The 25,290-nt window shown below is 67.8% G+C and carries 23 protein-coding genes; 8 read left to right on the top strand and 15 right to left on the bottom strand.

Annotated features, from left to right (window positions below):
* Positions 1-26 precede the first annotated feature (26 nt).
* Positions 27-1,355 carry an MFS transporter gene (locus SH591_RS10545; RefSeq protein ID WP_322831468.1) on the top strand — a complete coding sequence of 443 codons (1,329 nt, stop codon included), beginning with the start codon at positions 27-29 and terminating at the stop codon, positions 1,353-1,355.
* Here SH591_RS10545 and SH591_RS10540 read toward each other — a convergent pair.
* Positions 1,318-3,621, bottom strand: coding sequence for a CDC48 family AAA ATPase (locus SH591_RS10540; protein ID WP_324749081.1), 2,304 nt, complete (start codon positions 3,619-3,621; stop codon positions 1,318-1,320). The genes SH591_RS10545 and SH591_RS10540 overlap by 38 nt on opposite strands.
* Before the next feature lie 663 nt (positions 3,622-4,284).
* Between SH591_RS10540 and SH591_RS10535 the strand changes: the two genes are divergently transcribed.
* From SH591_RS10535 to SH591_RS10515, 4 genes are all read left to right on the top strand, one after another.
* Entirely contained in the window at positions 4,285-5,169 is an 885-nt protein-coding gene (locus tag SH591_RS10535) for a LysR substrate-binding domain-containing protein (RefSeq protein WP_322831466.1), read from the top strand.
* A 420-nt stretch (positions 5,170-5,589) separates the two neighbouring features.
* On the top strand, positions 5,590-6,561 hold the full coding sequence (locus tag SH591_RS10530; protein WP_324749080.1) for a sensor histidine kinase: 972 nt from the start codon (positions 5,590-5,592) through the stop codon (positions 6,559-6,561).
* 395 nt (positions 6,562-6,956) lie between these two features.
* Positions 6,957-7,409: a DUF7010 family protein gene (locus SH591_RS10520; RefSeq protein ID WP_324749079.1), complete on the top strand. Its 453-nt coding sequence runs from the start codon at positions 6,957-6,959 to the stop codon at positions 7,407-7,409.
* Between the two features lie 45 nt (positions 7,410-7,454).
* Positions 7,455-7,880, top strand: coding sequence for a hypothetical protein (locus SH591_RS10515; protein WP_322831460.1), 426 nt, complete (start codon positions 7,455-7,457; stop codon positions 7,878-7,880).
* 13 nt (positions 7,881-7,893) lie between these two features.
* Here the strand turns inward: SH591_RS10515 and SH591_RS10510 are convergent, their stop codons facing one another.
* Together SH591_RS10510 and SH591_RS10505 are read right to left on the bottom strand one after the other, a co-directional pair.
* Positions 7,894-8,652: an SDR family NAD(P)-dependent oxidoreductase gene (locus SH591_RS10510; RefSeq protein ID WP_324749078.1), complete on the bottom strand. Its 759-nt coding sequence runs from the start codon at positions 8,650-8,652 to the stop codon at positions 7,894-7,896.
* Positions 8,653-8,655: 3 nt separating this feature from the next.
* Positions 8,656-9,117, bottom strand: a complete 462-nt coding sequence (locus SH591_RS10505; RefSeq protein WP_322831458.1) for a peptidylprolyl isomerase — start codon at positions 9,115-9,117, stop codon at positions 8,656-8,658.
* Positions 9,118-9,252: 135 nt separating this feature from the next.
* On the opposite strand from SH591_RS10505, the gene mgtE reads away from it, so the two are divergent.
* Complete coding sequence (mgtE, locus tag SH591_RS10500) at positions 9,253-10,677, top strand: magnesium transporter (protein WP_322831457.1); 1,425 nt, start codon at positions 9,253-9,255, stop codon at positions 10,675-10,677.
* Between the two features lie 41 nt (positions 10,678-10,718).
* Positions 10,719-11,123: a DUF1489 family protein gene (locus tag SH591_RS10495; protein WP_324749077.1), complete on the top strand. Its 405-nt coding sequence runs from the start codon at positions 10,719-10,721 to the stop codon at positions 11,121-11,123.
* Positions 11,124-11,404: 281 nt separating this feature from the next.
* Here SH591_RS10495 and SH591_RS10490 read toward each other — a convergent pair whose 3' ends face one another.
* The 7 genes from SH591_RS10490 to SH591_RS10460 form a co-directional block, all read right to left on the bottom strand.
* On the bottom strand, positions 11,405-11,767 hold the full coding sequence (locus SH591_RS10490) for a hypothetical protein (RefSeq protein WP_324749076.1): 363 nt from the start codon (positions 11,765-11,767) through the stop codon (positions 11,405-11,407).
* Positions 11,768-11,939: 172 nt separating this feature from the next.
* Complete coding sequence (locus SH591_RS10485) at positions 11,940-12,650, bottom strand: head GIN domain-containing protein (protein ID WP_324749075.1); 711 nt, start codon at positions 12,648-12,650, stop codon at positions 11,940-11,942.
* A 30-nt stretch (positions 12,651-12,680) separates the two neighbouring features.
* Complete coding sequence (locus SH591_RS10480; protein WP_324749074.1) at positions 12,681-13,403, bottom strand: head GIN domain-containing protein; 723 nt, start codon at positions 13,401-13,403, stop codon at positions 12,681-12,683.
* A 115-nt stretch (positions 13,404-13,518) separates the two neighbouring features.
* Positions 13,519-14,055 carry a CarD family transcriptional regulator gene (locus SH591_RS10475; RefSeq protein WP_322831453.1) on the bottom strand — a complete coding sequence of 179 codons (537 nt, stop codon included), beginning with the start codon at positions 14,053-14,055 and terminating at the stop codon, positions 13,519-13,521.
* A gap of 248 nt (positions 14,056-14,303) precedes the next feature.
* Positions 14,304-14,642, bottom strand: coding sequence for a ferredoxin FdxA (gene fdxA, locus SH591_RS10470; protein ID WP_322831452.1), 339 nt, complete (start codon positions 14,640-14,642; stop codon positions 14,304-14,306).
* Between the two features lie 29 nt (positions 14,643-14,671).
* Complete coding sequence (locus SH591_RS10465; protein ID WP_324749073.1) at positions 14,672-14,977, bottom strand: RNA-binding S4 domain-containing protein; 306 nt, start codon at positions 14,975-14,977, stop codon at positions 14,672-14,674.
* Entirely contained in the window at positions 14,970-17,483 is a 2,514-nt protein-coding gene (locus tag SH591_RS10460; protein ID WP_324749072.1) for a helicase-related protein, read from the bottom strand. The genes SH591_RS10465 and SH591_RS10460 overlap by 8 nt, the downstream gene beginning before the upstream one ends.
* A 206-nt stretch (positions 17,484-17,689) precedes the next feature.
* On the opposite strand from SH591_RS10460, the gene SH591_RS10455 reads away from it, so the two are divergent.
* Positions 17,690-19,225, top strand: coding sequence for a M23 family metallopeptidase (locus SH591_RS10455; protein ID WP_324749071.1), 1,536 nt, complete (start codon positions 17,690-17,692; stop codon positions 19,223-19,225).
* A gap of 75 nt (positions 19,226-19,300) precedes the next feature.
* Here the strand turns inward: SH591_RS10455 and SH591_RS10450 are convergent, their stop codons facing one another.
* The 5 genes from SH591_RS10450 to SH591_RS10430 all read right to left on the bottom strand — a co-directional run bounded on the left by SH591_RS10450 (position 19,301) and on the right by SH591_RS10430 (position 25,180).
* On the bottom strand, positions 19,301-20,983 hold the full coding sequence (locus tag SH591_RS10450) for an ATP-binding protein (RefSeq protein WP_416222335.1): 1,683 nt from the start codon (positions 20,981-20,983) through the stop codon (positions 19,301-19,303).
* A 97-nt stretch (positions 20,984-21,080) separates the two neighbouring features.
* Positions 21,081-21,839 (bottom strand): TIGR02186 family protein, encoded by a 759-nt coding sequence (locus SH591_RS10445; protein WP_324749070.1) that lies wholly within the window; start codon positions 21,837-21,839, stop codon positions 21,081-21,083.
* Entirely contained in the window at positions 21,836-22,747 is a 912-nt protein-coding gene (locus SH591_RS10440; protein ID WP_322831448.1) for a sulfite exporter TauE/SafE family protein, read from the bottom strand. The genes SH591_RS10445 and SH591_RS10440 overlap by 4 nt, the downstream gene beginning before the upstream one ends.
* 61 nt (positions 22,748-22,808) lie before the next feature.
* Positions 22,809-23,819 (bottom strand): hypothetical protein, encoded by a 1,011-nt coding sequence (locus SH591_RS10435; protein WP_324749069.1) that lies wholly within the window; start codon positions 23,817-23,819, stop codon positions 22,809-22,811.
* Entirely contained in the window at positions 23,816-25,180 is a 1,365-nt protein-coding gene (locus SH591_RS10430; RefSeq protein ID WP_324749068.1) for a glycosyl transferase family protein, read from the bottom strand. The genes SH591_RS10435 and SH591_RS10430 overlap by 4 nt, the downstream gene beginning before the upstream one ends.
* Between the last annotated feature and the right edge of the window lie 110 nt (positions 25,181-25,290).

Here is a 25,290-nt window from a genome sequence, read left to right as displayed (position 1 = left end):
GACCTGGACTGACCAGCGCACGAGGAGTGAGCCCCATTTCGCACGATCCGGCAGCGACCGAACCCAGCAGCGACCCGGCCTCCGGATCGTCGCTGACGCGGGAACGCTTCGCCCTGCTGTTCGCGATCATGCTGGTCGCAGCCGCCGGCAACACGGCGATGCAGTCGCTGATGCCGTCGATCGGCCGCGAGCTGGGTATCCCCGACCTTTGGGTGGCGATCGCCTTCAGCCTTTCGGCGGTGATCTGGGTGCTGACCGCGCCGCATTGGGCGCGCATGTCGGACAAGCGCGGCCGCCGCGCCCTGATGCGGCTCGGACTCTACGGCTTCATCATCTCGATGCTCGTCTGCGGCGCCGTGCTTGCGGCCGGCCTCGAGGGGCTGCTTCCGCCAATGACGGTGTTCATCATCTTCGTGCTCGGACGGGCAATCTACGGGACGTGGGGCTCGGCCTCGCCCCCAGCCGTCCAGGCCTATGTCGCCGCGCGTACCGAAGGCGAGCAGCGCACCAACGCCATCGCCGCGATCGCATCCTCGTTCGGGCTCGGCACGATCGTCGGCCCCGCCCTCGCCCCCTTGTTCATCTTCCCGCCGCTGGGCCTGTCGGGGCCGCTGATCGTATTCGCCGCGATCGGTGTGCTCGTCCTCGCCGCCGTGGCGCTGCGCCTGCCCGACGACACGCCGCGCGCCGCCGCCAAAGGACCGCTCACCTCCGAGCCGATCATGGGCGGCGGCGGCGGCGGCGCCTCGATGCGCGACGAAACCAGCGATAGCGGCGAATTGCGCTGGCGCGACTCGCGCATCGCAACCTGGCTGATGATCGGCGCAATCGGCGGCCACGGCCACGCCGCCCTGCTTGGCGTGATCGGCTTCCACGTCATCGACCGGCTGCATCTGCCGCTGCACGAGGCTCAGCAATGGATCGCTCTCGTGCTGATGGCCGGCGCCGGCGCCACTCTGCTCGCGCAATGGGGCCTGATCCCGCGGCTGGCGCTGCAACCCCGGGCCCTGGTCTGGTGGGGCTCCGTGATCTCCGCGGTCGGCGCGGTGATCACCGGCCTTTCGGAAAGCCTCTACGGGATCACAACCGGCTTCGCGCTTGCCTCGCTCGGCTTCGGCTTCTTCCGCCCGGGCTTCACCAGCGGTGCCTCGCTCGCAGTCGCGCCGCACGAGCAGAACGCCGTCGCGGGGATGGTGACGTCGGTGAACGGGGTCGCCTTCGTCGCCGCACCGGCGGTCGGCGTGGCGCTTTATGGCCTGTCGATGCCGCTCCCGTTCCTCGTTACCGGCGCGCTGATGCTGGGCCAGGCGCTGTGGGTCAGCCTTCGCTTCCGCCCCGCCGATCCCGCGGCGTGAGCATGCCCGGAGAGACGAAGCCGATTCCGCCCGCGCTGAACGCGTCCTGCTTCAGCTTCGATTCGATCTCGGCATAGTCCCTCTCCATCTCCGGCGTGACCGAGGCGCGGGTTTCCTTCAGCGCTTTCTCGAAATGCTCGGCCTCGACCGTCTGTGCGGACAGCGATTGCCGCAGCGCGAACAGGCCGGCGCGGCGCACCAGATCCTCGAGGTCGGCGCCGGTGAAGCGGTCGGTCCGCGCCGCCAGCGAGTCGAGGTCGACGCCCTCGCCCAGCGGCACATCCTCGGTGTGAATGCCGAGAATCCGCCGCCGCCCCGCCTCGTCCGGCACCGACACGTAGATGAGCTCGTCGAACCGCCCCGGCCGCAGCAAAGCCGGATCAATCAGATTCGGCCGGTTAGTCGCCCCTATGACCACGACGGATTGCAATTCTTCTAATCCGTCCATTTCGGCGAGGATCGTATTCACCACGCGCTCGGTGACCTGAGGCTCGCCCATCCCGCCGCCGCGGGCGGGGACGAGGCTGTCCAATTCGTCGATGAAGATCACCGTCGGCGCCACCTGCCGCGCCCGCGCGAACAGGCGCGCGATCTGCTGCTCGCTCTCGCCATACCATTTGGACAGGAGGTCGGACGACTTGGTGGCGATGAAATTGGCCTGCGCCTCGCGCGCCGCCGCCTTGGCGAGTAAAGTCTTGCCCGTCCCCGGCGGCCCATAGAGCAGGAAGCCCTTGGCCGGGCGGATGCCGAGGCGCCGGAACGCGTCGGGATCCTTCAGCGGCAGTTCGACCCCCTCGCGCAACCGCTCGCGCGCCGCGTCGAGCCCGCCGATATCGTCCCAGCCTATGTTCGGCGCTTGCACCATCACCTCGCGCATCGCCGACGGCTGCACCCGCTTCAGCGCCTGCGTGAAGTCCTCGCGCGTCACCGACAGATCGTCGAGCACCTCGGGCGGGATCGTCCCTTCCTCGAGGTTGATGCGCGGCATGATCCGCCGCACCGCGTCGATCGCCGCCTCGCGCGTCAAAGCGGCGAGATCCGCGCCGACGAAGCCGTAGGTCTGGCGCGCCAGCTCCTGCAAATCGACGCCCTCGGCGAGCGGCATGCCGCGGGTGTGGATGCCCAGCACCTCGCGCCGGCCCTTCTCGTCGGGCACGCCGATCACGATCTCGCGGTCGAACCGGCCTGGCCGGCGCAGCGCCTCGTCGAGCGCCTCGGGCCGGTTGGTGGCGGCGATCACGACCAGATTCTGGCGCGGCTCGAGCCCGTCGAGCAGGGTGAGCAATTGCGCGACCAGCCTTTTCTCGGTCTCGCCCTGGACCTGACCGCGCTTGGGCGCAATCGAATCGATCTCGTCGATGAACACGATCGAGGGCGCCGCGGCCGACGCCTGCTCGAACAGCTCGCGCAGCTTCTTCTCGCTCTCGCCATAAGCCGAGCCCATGATCTCGGGGCCGGCGATATGGAAGAAATTGGCGTCGCTCTCGTTGGCGACCGCGCGCGCCAGCCGGGTCTTGCCGGTACCGGGCGGGCCGTGCAGCAGGACGCCCTTGGGCGGATCGACGCCGAGCCGCTCAAAAATCTCGGGATAGCGCAAGGGCAGCTCGACCATCTCGCGCAGCTGGTCGATGGTCGCGCCCATGCCGCCAAGATCGTCATAGGTGACGTCGGCGCGGCGCGTATCCTTGGCCTCGGTATATTCGGGGCGAAGCTCGACCTCGGTATTGGCGTCGATATGGACGATACCCTTGGGCGTGGTCGAGACGACGTTGAGGCGGATCTCCTGCAGCGCATAGGCCGGCGCGTTGAACATCTGGCGCAATTGCGGCGGGATGTCGCCGCGCTGGACCTGCTGCTGGCCGGTGGTGGCGATGACGTCGCCGGCGGTGACCGGCTTCATGCCGAAGCTGCGCTTCAGCGCCTGGCCCGAGCCCTGGAGCCGCAGATTCTTTTGCGCCGGTGCGAACACGACGCGCTGGGCGGGCTTGGATTCGGCCTTGCGGATGGTGACGAAATCGCCCGAGCCGATCTCCGCATTGGCGCGCTGAAGGCCGTCAAGGCGGATGATGTCGAGCCCTTCGTCCTCGGGGTAGGAGAGGACGGCGCGGGCGGGCGTGGAGCGCTTGCCGGTCAGCTCGACGACGTCGCCCTCGCTGAGGCCGAGCGCGTTCATCATCGCCCGCGGCAACCGCGCGAGGCCGCGGCCGCTGTCGTCGGGCCGCATGTTGGCGACCTGCAGCCGGCTCGGTGTTTCTTCGTCCGCCATGAAACTCTCTTCGCTCCTGTGTCCGCCCCCGACATAAGAAAAGACAACGGCGCTTCCACCGCCAAGGTTCAAAAAAGGTGGCGGCGCCGGCGCGAAGCGGCGGCGGCGCCATCCCGGCGGAGGCCGGGATCTCATGGGGATCGTGCGGTCTCGTCCTGAGGTCCCGGCCTGCGCCGGGGCGACGGAGCACCCACCGCCGCCCGTCATTGCGAGGCGCGGCACGCGACGTGGCAATCCAGCACGGCGCAGACGGTTGGTGCGGCTGGATTGCTTCGCTGCGCTCGCAATGACGGCGGGGTAGCTCCCCGGACCCGTTCGGGCTGAGCCTGTCGAAGCCCGCTCCTTTTCGCACGTTCTGAGGAAGGCAGACCCTTCGACAGGCTCAGGGCGAACGGGTGGGCGCGCGTTATCCCGGCGCAGGCTCGCAATGACGATCGAGGCGCGTGCGGGGACAAAAAAAGGGCCGGCTCCGGGGAGCCGACCCTGAAAGTTTTTAGGAGAGGATGCCTGAAAGGCCCCTTCTCTATCTAACAGGTTGAGTTATGTTGCAAGTGCGAACGCGTTTGCTACGATTGCACCAGCTGCACGCAGAGGCGGCACGGAAATGCACGCGGGGTGCGCTTCCCAAGGAGCTGTGCAGATGCACAAGAAGGATGGTTTGAAGTGCGCAGACTGCCGCCGCTGACGGCGATCGAGGCATTCGTGCAGGTGGCCCGGCTGGGCTCGGTCAAGGCCGCGGCGGAAGCCCTGGCTTTGTCCGCGCCGGCGCTGAGCCGCCGCATCCAGGCGTTCGAGCGCTTCGTCGGCTATCCCTTGTTCGAGCGGCGCCACCAGTCGATCCACCTCAATCCCGACGGCGAGAGATTGCTCGGCGAGATCGCGCCGTCGATCGATGCGCTGGCGCTGGCGATGGAGCGCGCCACCGGCGAGAGCGCGGTGATGCGGCTGCGACTGGCGGTGCTGCCTTTGTTCGCGTCGCAGCGGCTGATGCCGCATCTGCCCGAGTTGCGCGCGCTCCACCCGCAGCTCCACATCGACATCGACACCGGCGCGCACGGCCTCGCTCGGCTCGACGAGGGGCTCGACGCCGCGATCGTGGTGGCGACCGAGGTCGACCCCAATCTCTATTCGCGGCGGATCGACAACAACCGCGCGATCGCGATCGGATCGCGCGAGACCGCCGCCGCCTTCACCCATCCGGCCCAGCTCAGCGGCGCCACCATCTTCCTGCACCGCGATTTGCCCGACACCTTCGCTTACTGGCGCGAGGCGATCGGCCTGCCGGACCTGCAGCCCGCCGCAGTCGACCATTTCGATTCGGGCCAGCTCATCCTCGACGCCGCCGCGCAGGGGCTGGGCGTCGCCTTCATGCTCGAGAGTCATTTGAAGGAGTCGCACGATCCACGCCTGGTCCAATTGTTCGGTATCCAGGTCGAGAGCCCTTATAGCTATTGGTTCGCCTGCCGCCGCTCGGCACTGGCGCGCCGGCCGGTCAGGATTTTCCACGATTGGCTGTTCGGGGCGGTGCGGGAGGAAATGGCGGCGTAGAATGCGCCGGTATGGTTAATTCATATCGACAGCGTCAAGCTGGCGTGGTGCGCCAAGCGTATGAGCCTCCTCCGTCGTTGCGAGAGGAAGGAAGCAATCCAGCGGGCGTTGCGGGGGGATCGACTGGATTGCCGCGGCGCGTTCCGCGCCTCGCAATGACGCAAGTGAGTGGTACGCGATTACCTGAGATCGGAGACCTCGGTCGAGACGTTCCCCGCCCAAATCTGGGTAGAATGATTATCCCTGCATTTAGCGGCGCACTCCGTTCCGATCTGTGCTAGATGGAAGAGGCTCCCCTCGCCGCAGCGTCGATAAGCGAGCCCCGGGTATGACTTTCGCACCGCGAGTCTCCGGTTAGCCAAGGCTTCGGCCATGGAATTTGGTATCTCTGTGAGACCTTTGTCAGCGAGCAGCTTGGGTATGGCGCTCGTCGTGTCCTCCAGCACCCCACTGATCCTGCTGAACCAGCAGCTCGTTGTGCAGGCCGCCAGCGGTTCGTTCTGCCGCAACTTTTCGGTCGATTGCGAAAGCGCGGTCGGCAAGGAGCTGTTCGAACTGGGCGTCGGTGAGTGGGAAATACCGCAATTGCGATCGTTGCTGACGGCGACGGCTGCGGGCCACGCCTCGATCGACGCGTACGAAATGGACTTGAAGCGCGACGGCGTTTCAGCACGTCACCTCGTGATCCATGCCCATATGCTCGATCATCATGGCGAGGAGGCCCTGCGCCTTGTCGTCGCCGTGACCGACGTCACCGAGATCCGCCAGGCGCAGCGCGCCAACGATGCGCTGCTGCAGGAAAAACAGGTGCTGCTTCAAGAGTTGAACCACCGCGTCGCCAACAGCTTGCAGATCATCGCCAGTGTGCTGATGCAGCGCGTGCGGATCTCCCAGTCCGAAGAGACCCGGATCCACCTTCGTGACGCGCATCACCGGGTTATGTCGATCGCCACCCTTCAGCGCCAGCTCGCGTCCAGCTCGACCGGCGATGTGGAGCTGCGTCGCTACTTTACCGACCTATGCGCCAGCATCGGGGCTTCGATGATTGCCGATCCCCAATTGCTGTCCTTAACCGTCGACGCCGACGACAGCATCACGACCGCTGAAAAGTCTGTCAGCATGGGCCTGATCGTCACGGAACTGGTGATCAACTCGCTCAAGCACGCTTATCCCGCGACCGCGAAGGGCATGATCAAGATTGGATTCCATGCGACCGCCGAAGGATGGATTCTCACGGTCGCCGACGACGGGATCGGGATACAAGGCGATCACGCGAGCGGGAAGCCGGGCCTTGGAACCGGGATCGTCAACGCGCTCGCGGGCCAGCTCTCGGCGACGGTCGAAGTTACAGACGCCGATCCTGGCTGCCTCGTCTCCATCATCCATCGCTGATCGCCCTCGGGCAACCCGCTAAGCGACTTCAGCCGATGCGCGGAATGTGCGCAATGGGTCGAAAGCCGTCATTCGCACGCTTTCCCGCGCTCGAGGACCAATTGTGCGGGATGACGATCGGCGGGCTCTATGCGGGGCCGGGTCGCTCACCGGACCGGGCCGACGCGATGGTGTGGGCGCTCGCCGACTGCTGCGCGGCGCGGGGCCGGCGCCCGCGGTCCGCTTGTTGTGAGCGGGGCCATGCTTTGGCTGGCACGCTCCGGCGCGAGCGGCCATGGTGCGCCCGTACATGAGGGGCGGGGACATGACGATTGACGACGCGCAGAGCGATCTGCGGCGGGCCTATGTCGGGGGCGGGCCGGGCGTGTTCGTGTCCGGTCTGGCTCGCGGCGGCGATGGTCGAGCGGAAGACGGGTATCGGGCCGGCGTTCACGACCTTGTTCTTCGGGGGAATGCTGATCTTCCCGCTTGGCGCCCTCGCCTGCCGGCTGGTCTTCAAAAGGGCGAAGGAGGCGGCGGACAACAGGCTGGCCGCGATCGCGCTGGAGAGCACGGTCGCGATGATCGGGGGGCTGCTCGCGGCCTGGCTGTTCCTTCCGCTCGAGCCCGCTCACGTGTTCCCGATCGCGGCGATCGCGGTCGGCACCCATTATGCCGTGTTCCGGACGCTCTATGGCGACGCCTTGTTCTGGGTGCTGGGCGGGCTGATCACCGCAGCGGGATTGCTCGGCCTCTTCGCGGGCGGGGCGATTCCGGGCGGCACGATCCTGGCCGTGGGCGCGATCGAATTGCTCTTCGCCGTGCTGCTGACGCTGCGCGCGCTCCGCGCCGAACCTGCGGCGGGGTGAGGCCGGCCTGTTTTCGCCCGGCATCGAAGATGTTAGGCTGGAAAGATGGGTCGATGGCCGAACCTATTCGTCCTCCTGCTGGCCTGCGTCGCGGCGCCGGCCGCGGCGTGCCCGCCGCCGATCCCCGGCCAGACCGAGACCGAGCGGCTGAAGCCGGGCTTCGATGCCGCGACCGACATCGTCTATGGCGTGGTGCTGAAGGGCGCGCGCGACGGCCAGAAGGCGTCGTTCAAGATCCTGCACGTCTACAAGGGCGCCCTCGCTCCCGGCGCGATCGTGCGCGCCAGGCCGAGTTACGGCTTCGATCCGCCGCCGTGCCTCGGCATGATCCAGGCACCGCCGCCACGCGTCGCGAAGGGCGAATATGGCGTGGTGGCGCTCGGCCATGAGCGGGCGTTCCTGAATTTCGTCGATCCCAACGCGCTCAACCTCGCCTTCCGCGAGGGCTGGATAAGCAGCGCGCGCCGCTGAGCCGACGGCCGGCCTAGAGCTTCATCGAGGCGACGATGCGCCGCATCCAGGCGCGCGGCAGCAGGCGATTGGACTGGGCGCTGAGCTTGTTGGAGAAGCCGGGGATGACGATCGCCTGGTTGCGATCGAGCCCGGCGAGGCCGGCGCGCACCACCGAAGCCGCGTCGGCGGCGAAGCGATCGAAGCGGTCGGTGGTGACGCCCGCCACCTCGCCAAACTCGGTCCGGGTCGGGCCCGGGCACAGCGCCGAGACGCGCACGCCGCTCCCCTTCAGTTCCTGATGCAGGGCCTCGCTAAACGAGAGCACGAACGCCTTGGTCGCGAAATAGAGGGCGAAGCCGGGCCCGGCCTGAAAAGCGCCGGTGGAGGCGACGTTGAGGATAAAGCCGGCCCTGTTCGCCCTCATTGCCGGCAGGACGAGGTGGGTGAGCCCGACCAAAGCGCGGATGTTGAGATCGATCATCTCGCGCTGCCGCTCGAGCGCCTGGTCGGCGAAGGGGCCGGCGAGGCCGAATCCGGCATTGTTGATCAGGGTCGTGACAGTCAGGCCGCGCGCCGCGACCTCGCCGAGCAGGGCCTCGGGCGCGCCGGGGGCCGAGAGATCGGCGGCGACGACGTGGGCCCTGCCGCCCAGTTCCGCCGCCAGCGCCTCGAGCCGGTCGCGGCGGCGCGCGACCAGCACCAGCTCGTCACCGCGCCGCGCGCAGGCCCGGGCGAATTCCGCGCCGAGCCCCGCCGAGGCGCCGGTGACGAGAGTGACCGGCCGCGCCAAGGCTCAGGCGCGCAGGCTCGCCTTGACGATCTTGCCCGGCTCGCGCGGCGGCTCACCCTTGGGCAGCGCGTCGACATGCTCCATGCCCTCGGTGACCTCGCCCCACACGGTATATTGGCCGTCGAGGAAGCGGGCGTCGTCGAAGCAGATGAAGAACTGGCTGTTGGCCGAGTTCGGGTTCTGCGCGCGCGCCATCGAGGCGACGCCGCGGACGTGCGGCTCGCGGCTGAACTCGGCCTTGAGGTCGGGCTTGTCGGAGCCGCCCATGCCGGTGCCGGTCGGATCGCCGCCCTGCGCCATGAAGCCGTCGATCACGCGGTGGAAGATGACGCCGTCGTAAAAGCCTTCCTGGGTCAGCTCCTTGATCCGCTCGACATGGCCGGGCGCGAGATCGGGGCGAAGCTTGATGACGACGTCGCCGCCGCTGTCGAGGGAAAGGACCAGGGTGTTGAGTTCGTCGGCCATGTCGGGTCTCCTGTCATGCGTTGCCGAGCGACTTAAAGCCGGGGGCGGAATTGCGCCACCCCTCGCCGCATCGGAAATATCGACAGGCGCGGCCAGCCGCCCTAGGAGGCGGTTGGCCACACATCAGGAGAGGCGATGAGCGACAGCGAACTCGAAACGCCCGCCTTCCCCGCGCCCGGGGTCCCGGAACCGCCGGAGACCCTGCACGACGAGGACGACCGGCTGAAGCACGCCTTCGTCCGCGACGTCATGGACCATGTCCATGCCGGCGACGGCGACGGCGCGCGCGCCCTGGTGGAACCGCTCCACCCGGCCGACGTCGCCGACCTGTTCGAGATCCTCGACCGCGACGAGCGCCGGGCGCTGGCGGCGACGGTCTCCGACCTGCTCGACGCCGACGTCTTCGCCGAGATGAACGACTGGGTGCGCGAGGAGCTGATCGAGGCGCTCGAGCCGCACGAAGTCGCCGACATTGCCGGCCAGCTCGAGACCGACGACGCGGTCGCCCTGATCGAGGATTTGGAGGAATCCGAGCAGCGCGCCGTGCTGCGCGCGCTCGACCCGGACGACCGCGCCGCGATCGAGGAGGCGCTGACCTTCCCCGAGGAATCGGCCGGCCGCCTGATGCAGCGCGACCTGATCGCGGTGCCCGAGCATTGGACCGTCGGCCAGGTGATCGACTACCTCCGGTCCGGCGACCATCTCACCACCGATTTCTGGGAAGTGTTCGTCGTCGACCCCCAGCATCACCCGATCGGCACGGTGCAATTGAGCTGGATCCTGCGCACGCCGCGCAAGTTCAAGATGACCGACCTGATGCAGCGCGAGCAGACCCTGATCCCGGTCGACATGGACCAGGAAGAGGTGGCGCTGCGGTTCCAGAAATATGCGTTGATCTCGGCGGCCGTGGTCGACCAGTCGGGGCGGCTGGTCGGCATGATCACCGTCGACGACATCGTCCACATCATCCAGGAGGAAGCGGCCGAGGACGTGCTGCTCCTCTCCGGCGCCGGCGAGGGCGACATCAACGAGCCGATCCGCGACAGTTACCGCGCGCGGGTGCGCTGGCTGATCGCCAATCTCGGCACCGCGCTCGTCGCCTCGACCATCATCGCCTTGTTCGGAGCCGCGATCGAACAGATGGTGGCGCTCGCCGTGCTGATGCCGATCGTCGCCTCGATCGGCGGCAATGCCGGCACGCAGACGATGGCGGTGGCCGTGCGCGCGCTCGCCATGAACCAGCTGACGCGCTCGAACACCTGGCGCACCATCTCGCGCGAGATCCGGATCGCTTTGCTGAACGGCGTCACGATCGCGATCCTGATCGGGGTGGGTGCGGGGCTGGTCTTCTGGAATGCGCCGCTGGGCGGGGTCATCGCCGCGGCGATGCTGATCAACATAGCGATCGCAGGCCTCGCCGGGGTCGTGGTGCCGGTGCTGCTCGAGCGCTTCGACCAGGACCCGGCGGTCGCCTCATCGGTGTTCGTCACGATGATCACCGATTCGATGGGCTTCTTCGCCTTCCTCGGCCTCGCCGTGGCGACGGGGCTGGTCGGCTAAGCGGTTGATCCGACAGGGACTGCGGCGCTAGACGGCGGCTTATGCCTTCCCTCAACATCAGCAAGGTCGCGGTCGGCTGCGCGAGCTTCGACACTTTGCGCAGGCGGCAGGAAGCGCGGCTGAAGGACGGCTGTGTGCCGATCGTCACGCGCTTCATGCCCAAGCGCGCCGACGAGCTGATCGGCGGATCGATCTACTGGATCATCAAGCACCGCCTGTGCGCGCGCCAGACCATCCTCGGCTTCGGCGAGGGCGACGACCGGCGCACGATCATCCGCCTCGATCCCAATCTGGTGCCGGTGAAGGCGATCGCCAAGCGCGCCCACCAGGGCTGGCGCTATCTCGCCGCCGAGGACGCGCCGCAGGATTTCGACGGCGACGACGAAGGCCTGGCGAGCCTGCCCCCGAACCTGGCGATCAAGCTGGCGGCGCTGGGGCTGATCTAGGCGCTGCAGGCAAGCAGTGGCGAGCCGGACCGCCCTTGCAGCATTGCGAGCGCAGCGAAGCAATCCAGCGATCGACGCGACGACCGGTGCGGGCTGGATTGCCGCGCCTCGCAATGACGGCATGCGGCGCCGAATGTCTCGGCGGGCCCACCCCCCAGTCCTTCCCTGCAAGGGAGGGAGGCTAGGCAAGCGCTTCGGTTAGATGAGCAGCCGTGAATATCCGCGATGGGCGGAAAGGATACTGGTCGGACAGGCTTGCCGTCGTCTCTTCAGATGTGAGTTCAGTAAGGATGCCACCAAAAGACGCCGTCCGCGACCTTTTCGAATCTTCCGACAGGCTCCGGCAGCGGGCCGGATTTTCGGGGGACGAAATACCCCCAACCGCCATCAAAATAGGCGCGCGTCGTTATATGCAGGCCATCCGGGTCGATTGTCACGAACTCGGGCTTAAGGCTGGCAACTGCGGGCGGCCATTGGGCTCGCGTGATCTCCGCGGCAACTGGATGGGCTTTCATGAGCATCTGCGCTTCGACTTTGATCGCGCTAAGCTTCGTGGGGTTCTGGATAGGCCGCTCGCACGCGCTAATCAGCACAAGTGCCGCCACCACGGCTAATACGACAACACGGTTTTTCCGCAGCGACATCGCTCAAGGGTAATGGCATTCAGCCCATGCTCGCAATGGGCCGGAGCGGACAGTGAGGCAATGGTTCGGAACGCAACAAGGTCGAACGAGCGATCAGGCTGATGGCCTCCCGAGTGCCTCGGCGGGACCCACCCCCAACCCCTCCCTTCCAGGGAGGGAAGAAGGCGACGCTCTAATCCCCGCAGGCGACCGGGCCGGGGCCGCGCTGTTGGATGGTGCAGGCGGGTTTGCCGAGCACCTGGACTTCGCCGACGCCTTGCGAGGTCACCTTGGCGGTGCGCCGCGCGGTGACAGCGATCGTGCCGGTAGTGGCCGCGTTGAGGTCGAGATCCTCGACGACGAGGCCCGGGGCCTCGAAATTGCCCGCGCCCTGGACGGTGGCGCGCAGAGCCTTGGCCTTGCCGGCCATCGCGATCGTGCCGGAGCCGATCAGGCCGACCATCAAAGTGTCGGCCTCCATCGAAGCGATGCCGAGCCGGCCGGTGCCGGACAAAGCGGCATCGAAGCGCATCGCGCGGACGCGGTTCACGTCGAGCATGCCCGAGCCGGCGACGGTGACGGCGCGCACATCGTGCGTGGAGAGGGTAAGGCGCGCGCTGCCAGCGCTTTTGCCGGGATAGCCTCCCCAGGCCGAGGCATTGGCGCGCACGCGCAGGGTGCGCCCCTGGACATCGACCGAAACGCGGTCGAGCGCGGCTTGGCTGTCGCCGGTCGCGACCGCGGACGGCGCCTTGCCGGTGACGAGCACAACCTCGAACGGCCCTTCGACCTGGACGCGATCGAAATCGGTGACGGTGAAGCGGCGGTCGGCGGCCGAGGCTGGCGCGGCGGCGGCGGCGCAGGCGAGAAAAAGGGGCATGATCCGGTTCATGGCTGCGATCATGCCCCCGAGATGGTTAACGATCGATAAGGATCAGGCTCCGCAGCGCACGTCGCCGGCGCCCATCTTGCTGACCTTGCACTTGGCGCCGCCGGCCATCTCGACGTCACCCGAACCGACGATCGAGACGCTGGCCGTGTCGCTCGCCCGCGCCTTGACGTCGCCGGAGCCCGCGATCGAGACCGATGCCGTGCGGCTTTCGACCCCGGAAATATCGATGTCGCCCGAGCCGGCGATCGACACGTTGGTCTTGGCTGCGCTGCCCGCGGCGCGGATGGCGCCGGAGCCGCCGATCGAGAAGCTTGCCTCGTCGACCTTCAGCGACGCTATGTCCATGTCGCCCGAGCCGCCGATCGCGGCCGCGAACCGCGTGCCCTCGACGCGGTCGATCTTCATGTCGCCCGAGCCGCCGATCGCGGCGCTGCCGAGGCGGGGGGTGGTGACGTAGACAGTGACGGGCTTGCCCTTCGAGCTGCCGAACCATTTGCCCTTCTTGGTGCGGATCTTGAGGTCGCCGTCCTTGACCTCGACCTCGAGCCGGTCGAGCTCGCCGGCCGGGCCCTCCGCGCGCACCGAGGCGGCGGGGCCGACCTTGACGATGACGTTGTGCGGGCCGCCGAGCGAGACGGAATCGAAGCCCGCGACCGAGAAATTGCGCTGCGTGACCGGACCGGCATCACCATTCTCCCGCGCATCGGCGACCATGCCGCAGGCCGCCAAAGCGATCGTGGAAGCCAGAATCATTGCGGTACGCATCGTTGTTCCCCTCGACTGTGTTGTCGGAATAATACACAGGCGTAAGGTGGACGGCAACATGAAAAAGGGCGGCCGTTGCGGGCCGCCCTTTTTGAATCCGGTATTGCGGGAAGTCTTACTTCTCGACGACCTTGTCCTTGTTGTAGATGGCGGCCGCCTTGTTGAGAATCTCGAGGATCTTCTCGAGCGCCTTGGGCTCGTCGACATGCTCCATCGCCGCCAGCTCGCGCGCGAGGCGGCTCGAAGCGGCTTCGAAGATCTGGCGCTCGGAGTAGCTCTGCTCGGGCTGGTCGTCGGCGCGGAACAGGTCGCGCGTCACTTCGGCGATCGACACGAGGTCGCCCGAATTGATCTTCGCTTCATATTCCTGGGCGCGACGCGACCACATGGTGCGCTTCACCTTGGGCTTGCCCTTGAGGGTGGCGAGCGCTTCCTGCATCGTCTTGTCGGACGAAAGCTTGCGCATGCCGACGCTTTCCGCCTTGTTGGTCGGAACGCGCAGCGTCATCTTTTCCTTCTCGAAACGCAGTACGTAGAGTTCAAGCTGCATGCCGGCGATGTCGGTGCTCTGCAGTTCGACAACACGGCCAACGCCGTGCTTGGGGTAAACTACGTAATCGCCAACGTCGAAGTTCAACGCCTTCGCTGCCATGAATGTGGACCTTTCCGTGGAGACAGCCGCAAGATGCACGAAACCGCTTCTCCCCACGATGCGGACCGGTCATGAATTGCGGCGATTCTTCTAGATCACCAAAATGCGGATGCGCCAGCACCCGCTTCGATGGCGTGTATATAGCAAAGGTTGCCCGCAAAAGCTAGGCGCCGCGGTGCGATTCGTCCGATATCTCTCAGGGCCTACCGCCCCGAGCTTGCAGTTCGATGACTGCGCGGGCAGCCGGGTCAGTCGCCCTGGCCGGGCTCGGTCGTGAAATATTTCTCGAACTTGCCCTCTTCGCCCTTATGCTCGTCGGCGTCGGTCGGGGCCTCGCGCTTGCGGGTGATGTTCGGCCATTCGGCGGAATAGGTGGCGTTGACCTCGAGCCATTTCTCGAGGCCGGTCTCGGTATCGGGCAGGATCGCCTCGGCCGGGCATTCGGGCTCGCAGACGCCGCAGTCGATGCATTCGCTGGGATTGATCACCAGCATATTCTCGCCTTCGTAGAAGCAGTCGACCGGACAAACTTCCACGCAATCCATATATTTGCAGCGGATGCAGGCGTCGGTGACCACGTACGTCATGAAGAAGCTCTCCTGAGGACAGGGAATCCCTAGTCCCCGCCGCCTTCGCTCGTCAACGGCTGGTCGCGCGGGACGGACGAAACTTCGCTGTAGAGAAGGGCAGCCTCGGCCGGCGGGCCGCGGCGGAGCGGCAGTTTCTCGACGCGCAGCACCCGTACCTGGCCGCGGACGGCCAAACTCAGCACGTCACCGACCCGGACCGCGGCGTGGGCGCGATCGACGACCCGGCCAGAGAGGCGGAGCCGGCCGCCTTCGGCCAGCTGCTGCGCCAGCCCGCGCGTCTTCACGATCCGCGCGAACCACAGGAAGCGGTCGAGCCGGATCGTCTCAGCCACGCCGCAGCCCGGCCAGCGCCGCGAAGGCGTGCGAGGGATCGTGCCTGGGCTCCGGGCGCTTGCGGCCGCGGCCCTTCCAGACCCAGCCGGCCGCGCCGGACGAGGGGCGGAAGCCGATATCCTTCATCAGCCGCGCCACCGCCGGCGGCTGCAGGCCGAGCGACGTGGCGAGCGCTTCATCGACGACGCTCGGCTGCTTGCCGGCGCGCGCCTCGTGCGCGTGGCGGGCGAGCCGCTCGACCATGTCGACGCGCAGCATCTGCGGCCCGAGCGCGCGGAAGCCGAGCCGGCCGAGCAAGGCGCGGCGCTCCTCCCCCGGCGTGTCGAGCACGACGCTTGCCGGCGGCGGCAGCAAGGGCATCGGCCGGCCGGCGCGGGCGGCCCGCAACGCCGTGCGCCAGCGCACCGCCTCGGGTTTCAGAAGGTCGATCATGAACAGATCGAGCGCGCCGATGCGGATGCGCAGGCGCGAGATCAGCCGGCGCTGCTCCTTGGGGACCTGGCCGAGCGCCTCGGCCACTTCGGAGCGGGCGAGGCTGCCGCCTTCGTCGGCGATCATGGCGAGGACCGAGCGTACGGCGGGCGGCAGGGCCGGATCCTGGCCGGCGGCGCCGACCTTGCGGAGCGGGCCGAGCACGCTCTCGATCTGGTGCGCGACCCAGGTCTTCAGCCTCGCGATCGCCGCCTCTCGGCCGCGGTCCGACAGGCGCTCGAGGCGGCGGTCGAGCAGCACGCGGGGCGAAAGCAGATTCTTGCCGGGGCCGAGCCGCGCCACCTCGTGCCCGCGCCACAGGATGGCGACGATCTGGTCCGCCTCGGTCCGCAAGGTGAAATGCTCGTCGGTGTCCGCGACCAAAGCGGCGGCGCGCTTCTCGAATTCGCCGCCCAGGCGGCGCTCGGCGGTGGCGAGCAGCATCTTGCGGTCGGCGTGGCGCGCGGCCGGATCGACCTCGAAATGGAAGCCTTCGAGCCGGCCGATCGGATAGGTGCCGACGCTGACCTCGCCCTGCTCGTCGACGAGGACCGGGAATTCGGCCGCGCCCTTGCCGCCGACGTCGCGCATCAGCACCGCGGTGCGGCGGTCAACAAAGCGCTGGGTGAGCCGTTCGTGCAGCGCGTCGGAGAGCTTCTCCTCGACCTCGCGGGTGCGCTCGGCCATCGCGGCGGGATCGAGCAGCCAGTCGGCGCGGTGGGCGATATAGGCCCAGGTGCGCACCCCGGCGATGCGGTCGGCGAGCGTGTCGATATCGCCCTGGACATTGTCGAGCCGGGCGACCTGCTCGGCATACCAGCCCTGTGGGATGCGGCCATTGCCCTCGGTCAGGAAGGCGTAGAGGCGCGCGACGAGGCGGGCGTGATGGTCGGGGCCGGTCTTGCGGAAATCCGGCAGCCCGCAAGCCGACCATAAGCGGCGGACTCGGTCCGGGCCCACGGCGCGGCCGCGCACCTCGGGATCCTCGGCAAGGCGCTTCAGCACGGCAAGATCGACCGCTTCGGGCGCAGGGCGGAGCCCGGCCTCGCCCGGCCGCCGCTCGAGATCGCGGACCAGGGCCTCGACGCTGCGGAACGAAGGCTCGCCCTCGCGCCAATAGAGGAAGTCCATCGGCGCGAAGCGATGTTCCTCGATCGCGGATATCTCCTCGGGCGTGAATTCGGCGCTGCGCTCGCCGTCGAGCAGCAGGGTGCCGAACGTGCCGTCGCGCTGGTGCCGGCCGGCGCGGCCCGCGATCTGCGCCATCTCGGCCGGGGTCAGCCGGCGGCGCCGGCGGCCGTCGAACTTGCCGAGGCCGGCGAAGGCGACATGGGTGACGTCCATGTTGAGCCCCATGCCGATTGCGTCGGTGGCGACGAGATAATCGACCTCGCCGGCCTGGTACATGGCGACCTGGGCGTTGCGGGTGCGGGGCGAGAGCGCGCCCATCACCACCGCCGCGCCGCCGCGCATCCGGCGCAGCATCTCGGCGACCGCATAGACCTGCTCGGCCGAGAAGGCGACGATCGCCGAGCGCGGCGGCAGCCGCGACAGCTTCGTCGGAGCGGCAAAGCTCAGGGTCGAGAAACGCGGCCGGCTGATGATCTCGGCCTTGGGCAGCAAAGCCCGCACCATCGGCTTCAACGCTTCGGAGCCGAGGATCATCGTCTCCTCGCGGCCGCGGGCGTGCAGCATCCGATCGGTGAAGACATGGCCGCGCTCGGGATCGGCGCCGAGCTGCGCCTCGTCGAGCGCGACGAACGCGAAATCGCGCTCCATCGGCATCGATTCCGCCGTGCAAAGGAACCAGCGCGCGTCCTTCGGCAGGATTTTCTCCTCGCCGGTGATCAGGGCGACCCGGCTCTCGCCCTTCAATTTGACGACCCGGTCGTAGACCTCGCGCGCCAGTAGTCGCAGCGGGAATCCGATCATCCCGCTCGAATGGGCGCACATGCGCTCGACGGCCAGATGGGTCTTTCCAGTGTTGGTCGGACCGAGGATGGCGGCAAGGGGCGCCCGGGCGTAGTCGCTCATGGGCGATAGATCGGCATTGGCGCGCGAAAGCGCAATCTTTCCCTAAGGTTCCCGCGAATTCTTCGGTTCGTCGATGGCACGGCGCGATTCACCGCACAGGTTGGCCCATCTCCGTAATTCTACACTTTACTTTAACCCTGTTTCCCCAGAGTTTCCGGGCCGTCGCGAAAGCGGCGGGGGCAGATTACCGAAGGTGCGGGGCAATCTTGTATCAATTTAACGAGTTTTCGTCCGGCAACGGCAGCGGCACGGCCGCGCTGAGCCTGGACAATGCGCTGCACCGGCCGGCGATCGCCCGCGGTTTCGGCAGCAAGGTCAAGGACGCGATCCCCGCTGCGGATATCGAACTCGTTACCGACCTCGGCGCGCGGATCGGATCGCGCACCTGGTGGCGCGGTCTCGCGACCTGCAGCCTCCTTTGTTACGCCGCTTATGCGCTCGCCCCCGGGCTCGAGCCGCTCCACGCCGCTTCGCCGGTCCTGCCGGACGCGCAATGGGAAGAGGCCCGCACGCTCGCCATCGCACCGCTCGCTTACGGCGGCGACACCGGCCGCCGCATGGCGCCGACCGACGCGGTCGAACCGCTCACCGACACGCCCGAACGGCCCAGCATCGACCTCGTCGCCACGCTCTCCAGCGGCGACGGCTTCGCGCGCGCGCTCGAACGCGCCGGCATCGCCGACGAGGAAGCAGCGGCCGTCGCGGCCATGATCGCCCGGGTCATGCCGCTCGCCGACCTTAAGGGCGGCACGACGCTCGACCTGACTCTCGGCCGCCGCCCCAACCGCAACGTGCCGCGCCCGCTCGACGCGCTCGCCTTCCGTGCCGATTTCGATCTGAAGCTCGAGGTCAACCGTGTGGGCGGGGCGCTGCAGCTCACCCAGATCCCGATCGCGGTCGACAACACGCCGCTGCGCATCCAGGGGACGGTCGGATCCAGCCTTTACCGCACGGCGCGCGCCGCCGGCGCACCCGCCAAGGCGGTCGAGGCCTATATCCGCGCACTCTCCACCCAGCTCAACATCGGCTCGGTCGGCGCTAACGATCGCTTCGACATCATCGTCCGGCACCGCCGCGCCGCCACCGGCGAGACCGAGACCGGCGAACTCCTCTATGCCGGCCTCAACCGCGCCAACGGCAAGGACCTGCAATTGATGCAGTGGGACCAGGGCGGCCGCCTGCAATGGTTCGAGGCCTCGGGCGTCGGCAAGACCAGCGGAATGCTGCAGCGCCCGGTTCCGGGCGCGGTTTCCTCCAATTTCGGCATGCGCCGCCACCCGATCCTCGGTTACTCGCGCATGCACAAGGGCATGGACTTCCGCGGCGGCTACGGCACGCCGATCCTCGCCGCCACCGACGGCCGCGTCGCCCGCGCCGGCTGGGCCGGGGGCTACGGCAAGCAGGTCCGGATCAACCATGCCGGGGGCCTGATGACCAGCTACAGCCACATGAGCCGGATCGTCGCCGAGCCCGGACAGCGCGTCCGCCAGGGCCAGGTGATCGGCTATATCGGCTCCACCGGCCTCTCGACCGGCCCGCACCTCCATTACGAGCTCTATCGCAACGGCACGCCGATCAACCCGGCGTCGGTCAAGTTCACGATGCGCGCCCAGCTTGCCGGCGGCGAGCTCGCCAGCTTCCGGCAGAAGCTGCGCAACCTGCTCGCAGTCCCGACCGGCGCGGCGCGCGGCCCGGTCCAGCAGGCGGAAGCCAAGACCGACAAGAAGCCCGCCAAGGGCTGAGCCCAAAAAGGTTCGTTGAAAAGGAAAAGGGCGGCGCCTCGGCACCGCCCTTTTTTGGTTCCGAGGGGAAGGCCGTCAGCGGCCCTGGGCGCGCCAGCGCTTGACGACGCGGGCGACCATCGCCTCCTCGTCGCCGGTCTGCTTCCACAGGTCCGAGAAGGCCGGATCCGACGAGGCCGGACGGCGGTCGCGCTCGAGATCGTCGAAGGCCACGCGCAGCGGGATCGAGACGCCTTCGCCGCAGACGATGCATTCGCGGTTGCGCAGCGCCGGGATGACGTCGAGGAAGCCGCGCGCGCCCTCCGGCATCGCGCTCTTCACGAAAGCCTGGTCGCGTTCGTTGTTGAGGCGCATCGAGATGATCGTGCCGCACTGGGAGAGCACGCCTTCGGCCAGATCGGACGGACGCTGGGTGATGAGCCCCAGCGACACGCCGTACTTACGGCCTTCCTTGGCGATCCGCTCGAGAACCTTGCGCACCGCCTGGCCGCTCGAAGTCTTGTCGGCGGGCACGTAGCGGTGCGCCTCCTCGCAGACCAGGAGCACCGGCCGCTGCAGCTCGTTGCGCGACCAGATCGCATAATCGAAGACGAGGCGCGAAAGCACGGCCACCACCACCGAGGTGATGTCCGACGGAACGCCCGAGACGTCGACGATCGAGATCGGCTTGCCCTTGGCCGGCAGGCGGAAAATCTTCGAGATGAAGCCGGTCATGCTGTCTGCGACGAGCATCCCCGAAAACATGAAACTGTAGCGCGGATCGGCCTTTAGCTCGTCGATCTTGGTCTTGAGCCGCATGAAGGGCGCGGTGTCGGTCGCCTTGTTGAGCAGGCCCATCTCGTGATTGATGGCGTTGGTGAGGTCCGACAATGTGTACGGGATCGGCGAATCCACAGTCAGCTTGGTCAGGCCCTCGGCCGCCCGGTTCTTCGAACGGGCGAGCAGCAGACACTTGGCGAGGATGTCGCTGTCGCGCTGCCGCTCGGCGCCGGCGGAGGTGATGAACACCTCGCAATGCTCTTCGAAGTTCATCAGCCAATAAGGCATGGCGAGATTGTCGACGTTGAACAGCTCGCCATAGCCCTTGAACGCGGCCGAATATTCGCCGTGCGGATCGATCATGACGATATGGCCTTCCGGGGCCATGTCGCAGATGCGGTGCATGATCAGAGCGGTCGCGGTCGACTTGCCGGTACCGGTCGAGCCGAGCAAAGCGAAATGCTTGCCGAGCAGGGCGTCGACATAGAGGGCGCCGCGGACGTCGCGGGTCGGATAGACGGTGCCGATCTCGATATGGGGACGGTCGTCGGCGGCGAACATCTGCTTCAAGTCGTCGCCGGTGACCGGGAAGACGCGGTTGCCGGGAATCGGGAAGCTGGTGACGCCGCGCTTGAAATTGACCAGCCGACCGGTCGCCTCGTCCTCGTCGCCTTCGCCGAGGAAGTCGATCTCGGCGCTGATGACATCGCTTTCGCTGTCGGTGCGGCGCAGGTTCCGGACGTTGGCGAGCAGCCAGCGGCGGCCCGATTCCAGCTTCACCTGGCTGCCGACCTGGCCCGACATGGCGACCGTCGGGTCGCTGTCCAGCGCCAGCTCGCGCAGGCGGCGTCCCTCGATCTCGATCTGCGCGCCGCCGCCGGTGACGGACGCGACGGAACCCAGCGCCTCGTGCCGCGCCTTCGCCCGCATTTGCGGCGAAACGGCGTGGGTAGCGGGCGCCTGATCGGCCGCGCCCGGCAAGCTGCTGAAGTTCATCATTTCGTCCATGCGCGGCCGGTCTTTCCCTTGTGAAGAGACGTACCGTCCAATCCCTAGACGACAGGGGTAAACAAGTGATTGGCGCCGCTTACGGGTGCTACGTGCGCCGGAACAGCGCGCTCGCGCCCCAGCCCAGCAATAGCGACACCAGAACCGCGAACAGGCCGTAGGCGATCGACCAGCGCTCGGCCGCCATTGCGACGAAGCGCTCGAAGCCGAGCTTCTCGATCCGGATCTCCCGCACCGCGGCGGCAACCACGCGTCCGTCCTGGATGAGGAAGGTCTCGGCGGTGTATTCGCCGACCGGCACCCGCGCCGGAATGTCGACCCGCGCCCGATAGAGAACGCCCTCCGTTATCTCGACGCCGGTGGGATCCTCCAAATAGAGCTGGCGCCGCTTCATCAGGTCGATCAGCCCTTCCTCGAAGCGGCGGCGCTCCTCGGGGGTGGCGCCGGCGCCGGGCGACAATTGCATATTGTCGAGGCCAAGCTCGTAGATCGCGGCGGTGCGCTCGTCGACCAGCTCGGGCAGCGGGCGCGAAGAGGCGACGGCGTAGAAAGAGGGGGCGGAGCGGAAGCGCTCGCTCTCGACGTTCATCCAGATGCCCGCCACCTTCTGCTTTTCGCGGACGATGATCGGCACCATCGGGCCCTTGATCACGACCGCGATGTCCGGCGTCTTCGGTATGCGGCCGTCGGGATAGACGATCGCGCCGAACAGCAGCAGTTCGGCGCCGGTGAAACTGTAGCGTATCTCGATGTCGCGATGCGACACGTCGGGCACGAGCTTGGGCTCGGTGGCGCCGATCGTCAGCGGCCAGAACAGGAGCAGCGCCAGTATCCGGACCCAGGTCACAGCAACTGCACCGTATAGATTTCGGCCGGTCGCCAGCCGAGCTGTAGCGCCATGCGCAGCGCCACCGCGATGACGACGATCGCGAGGCCCATGCGCAGCAGCTCCGGCTTTACCGTCTGAGCGAAACGGGCGCCAAACTGGGCGCCGATCACGCTGCCGAGCAGCAGCAGAGCCGCCAGCACGATATCGACCGACTTGGTCGTGGTGGCGTGGATCAAGGTCGTCGCGGCGGTGACGAACAGGATCTGGAACAGCGACGTTCCGACCACCATCATGGTCGACATGCCGAGCAGGTAGATCATCGCCGGCACGACGATGAAGCCGCCGCCGACGCCGAGCAGCACCGTCATCATGCCCGAGAAGAAACCGAGCAGGAGCGGCGCCAGCGGCGAGATGTAGAGGCCGGAATGATAGAAGCGCCAGCGCAGCGGCAGCACCGCGATCAGCGGATGATGGCGACGCGCGGGCTTCTTGTCGGGCTTGGGCTTGATGATCTCCAGGGCCTCGGCCGATTCCCGGGCCATCAATATGCCGATGCCGCCGAGCAGCAGGACATAGAGCATGGCGATGACCGTATCGATCTGGCCGCTGTCCTGAAGCAGGCGGAAGAGCGCGCCGCCGGCGCCCGCGCCGAATATGCCGCCGACCACGAGCACGCCGCCCATCCGGTAATCGACGCCCTTGCGGCGGCGATGGGCCATCACGCCCGACACGCTGGTGCCGGTGATCTGCGTCGTCGCCGACGCGACCGCGACCGCGGGCGGGATGCCGTAGAAGATCAGGATCGGCGTGGTGAGGAAACCACCGCCGACGCCGAGCATGCCGGTCAGCAGGCCGACGACGCCGCCGAGGCCGATGATCATCAGCGCGTTTACGGACAGGCCGGCGACGGGCAAATAGATATCCATGGGTCGGCGCGACGCTAGCCGCTAAAGGCGGGCTACGGAAGGCGGCCCGGCCCGCGAAAACTCAAAAATCCGCGGCCAGGGTGAGCGCGGGCCCGGAGGCAGGCAGCGCATCGCCCGCCACCCGCACCCGATAGCCGGCCGACAGGCGCAGATTGGCGGCGGTGACGGGCAGGCGCACGCTGACCTGCGGCCCGGCATCGAGACGCGAGACACCAGGCTGCGCCGCGCCCCACAGACCGATGCCCACCTGCGCGCGCGCGCCCAGCGGGAGCGACACTGTAGCGGCGCCGTCGGCGAACAGATCTTTCGAATGCAGCCCAACCATTCCCGCCTGCGCATAGGCATCGAGCCGCAACGGGCCGGCAATGCGCGCCTCGCTGACGCCGCCATAAGCGAGAATCGCGAATGCGGAGCGGCCGTCCCCGCTCAGTCTCTGCCGGCGCTCGGCCAGAATGCGGACCGGGACATCGGCGAGCGGCTTCCATTCGAGGCCGACCGCGGCCTCGGCGCCGTCCGTTTCCAGCGGAGCATAGAGGCGGCCGCTGAGCGAAAGCGGCCGCGCCGTATCGCGGTTGAGCCGGTAGCCGACCCGCAAGCCGGCCTGGCTGCCGCCGAGCGTCCCCGCCGTCGCCAACGTGCCGTCTCCGCCCCGCCGAGCGAACAGCCAGGCCGAGGCCGACCAGCGGTCGCTGGCTGACGTGGGAGGCGGGGCTAGCGGCCAGACGGCGGGAGGCGCGTGGGCCGCCAGCGCAGTCGGCCGAAGCAGTGGGCCGGGCGTGGCCTCCGGCTGATCGGTTGCGGGCGTGGGCGCAAAGGACGACCCCGCGGGCCCCGGCCGGTCCACGGATGGCCGCAACACCCTTGGCTGTACCAACGGCGCAGCGACGAGAGCCGACGCGACCGAGGCTGCAGCGCGCACCGGATTCGATACCGGCGCAATCGCCTGGGACGCGCCTGGCTGCGGCGCATCGGCCGCCGCCTTCTCGGACCAGGGCGCCAGCGCGGCAACGCGCAGGCCGATCCAGCCGACCAGCACGAGCGCCAGGAAGCGCAGCGGCGCCGGCGGCGTCATTCGGCCGGGAGGATGACGGGAAAGGCGTGGGCCGTCTTGCCCCACACGGCCGTGCCGGTCCGGCGGATGCGCAGATAGCGGACCACTGCCGCGCGCGCCGCCATCATCGCGATGATGTTGCCCGTGATCACCCGCGGGATCGAGCGCAGCCCTTCGCGCCAGCCATAAGCGCGCGTGACGAAGGTGAACCGCATCACGATCCGCCACAGGAACATGCAGAAATTGATTTGCAGCAGCACCGCCAGAAAGGCCGGCACCGGGGCGGGCGCGATGCCCAGGAAGACGTGGCCGAGCACGGCCAGGCTCCACGAAAGCAAAGTGACATAGGCGGCGAGCAGGAAGATCGCGGCGAGCACCGACTGGCGGTCGCGCAGCCGCATCCAGCGCTCCGCGAGGCCGCCGCTCCACCCGAGCCGATCCCAGCCGGACAGCGCGATACCGGTCATCCAGCGCGCCTTCTGCGCCACCGCCGCGCCGATCGTGCCTGGGAAATATTCCTCCGTTGCAACCAAGGTCCCGCCACGCACCAGCCGCACGAACACCGAGCGGCCGCCGGTCGCGCGCAGCCGCAGGCCGAGTTCATAATCCTCGGTGAGGCTGTCGGCGTCGAAGGGCAGCCCGCTCGACTGCAAAGCGGCGCGGGCCAGCGCTTCGCGCGCAAAGGCGCAGCCGACGCCGGCCGAGGGCAGGCCGACCCCGAGTGCGGCGCGCACCACCAGTTCCTTGCCGTGCGCCTCGGCGAATTCGTCGGCATAATGGCCGGCGATCCAGCGCGAATTGGGGTCGATCAGCGGCACCACCGGCAGCTGGACCAGGTCGAACCGCTCGCTCAGGCGATCGAACACGGCCAGCTCGGCCGGGTGCACGACATCCTCGGCATCGTGCAATACGACGGCCTTGGCCTGTCGATTTTCCGCTGCCTCGTCGGCCAGCATCGCTTCCCACAACCGGTTGAGGCAATCAGCTTTTGTCGTGGGACCGTCGACAGGACCGATGACGATCCGCACGCGTGGGTCGGCTATGGATCGCGCCTCGCGAACAGTCGCCGGATCGTTGGGATAGCAGCCGACATAGATGCGATATTCGGCGTCCCGGAACGTCGCGAGCGCATTCTGCAACATGGCGCGGATGACGACGGATTCATCCCAGGCAGGAATGAAAACGGCGAGCAGCCCAGGGGAATAAGGCGCTTCAAGGACGGCCGGATCGTCGCAAGTCCGGCGCACGCGCTCTCGGAACACGCGCACGATCCACAGCGCGTCGACCATGAGGTCGCCGCCGCCGAGCAGGATGAATCCGAGCGCGGCGAACAGACCGATCTCGCGCGCGCCAGCCCCCATGCAGGCGAAGAGCCAATCCACGGCCGCGGACTATGACTCGAATTCGGAGGAAGAATTTCATCCGATATGGACCGCCACCATATCGGGGCCAAGGCGCGACTCGTCGTTCCGGCTTTCGATGGGGCGGGCCA

This window comes from Sphingomonas sp. LY54 (genome assembly GCF_035594035.1).
Taxonomy (GTDB): domain Bacteria; phylum Pseudomonadota; class Alphaproteobacteria; order Sphingomonadales; family Sphingomonadaceae; genus Allosphingosinicella.
This window is presented reverse-complemented; position numbering and strand designations above follow the sequence as displayed.

Coding starts and splice junctions, on each gene's coding strand:
- SH591_RS10475 (WP_322831453.1), bottom strand. CDS start 14,055: ATGGCAGCGAAGGCGTTGAACTTCGACGTTGGCGATTACGTAGTTTAC.
- SH591_RS10490 (WP_324749076.1), bottom strand. CDS start 11,767: ATGTCGCTGCGGAAAAACCGTGTTGTCGTATTAGCCGTGGTGGCGGCA.
- SH591_RS10515 (WP_322831460.1), top strand. CDS start 7,455: ATGGGTCGATGGCCGAACCTATTCGTCCTCCTGCTGGCCTGCGTCGCG.
- SH591_RS10440 (WP_322831448.1), bottom strand. CDS start 22,747: ATGGATATCTATTTGCCCGTCGCCGGCCTGTCCGTAAACGCGCTGATG.
- SH591_RS10520 (WP_324749079.1), top strand. CDS start 6,957: ATGGTCGAGCGGAAGACGGGTATCGGGCCGGCGTTCACGACCTTGTTC.
- SH591_RS10480 (WP_324749074.1), bottom strand. CDS start 13,403: ATGCGTACCGCAATGATTCTGGCTTCCACGATCGCTTTGGCGGCCTGC.
- mgtE (WP_322831457.1), top strand. CDS start 9,253: ATGAGCGACAGCGAACTCGAAACGCCCGCCTTCCCCGCGCCCGGGGTC.
- SH591_RS10530 (WP_324749080.1), top strand. CDS start 5,590: ATGGCGCTCGTCGTGTCCTCCAGCACCCCACTGATCCTGCTGAACCAG.
- SH591_RS10495 (WP_324749077.1), top strand. CDS start 10,719: ATGCCTTCCCTCAACATCAGCAAGGTCGCGGTCGGCTGCGCGAGCTTC.
- SH591_RS10485 (WP_324749075.1), bottom strand. CDS start 12,650: ATGATCGCAGCCATGAACCGGATCATGCCCCTTTTTCTCGCCTGCGCC.
- SH591_RS10505 (WP_322831458.1), bottom strand. CDS start 9,117: ATGGCCGACGAACTCAACACCCTGGTCCTTTCCCTCGACAGCGGCGGC.
- SH591_RS10435 (WP_324749069.1), bottom strand. CDS start 23,819: ATGACGCCGCCGGCGCCGCTGCGCTTCCTGGCGCTCGTGCTGGTCGGC.
- SH591_RS10450 (WP_416222335.1), bottom strand. CDS start 20,983: ATGATGAACTTCAGCAGCTTGCCGGGCGCGGCCGATCAGGCGCCCGCT.
- SH591_RS10460 (WP_324749072.1), bottom strand. CDS start 17,483: ATGAGCGACTACGCCCGGGCGCCCCTTGCCGCCATCCTCGGTCCGACC.
- fdxA (WP_322831452.1), bottom strand. CDS start 14,642: ATGACGTACGTGGTCACCGACGCCTGCATCCGCTGCAAATATATGGAT.
- SH591_RS10540 (WP_324749081.1), bottom strand. CDS start 3,621: ATGGCGGACGAAGAAACACCGAGCCGGCTGCAGGTCGCCAACATGCGG.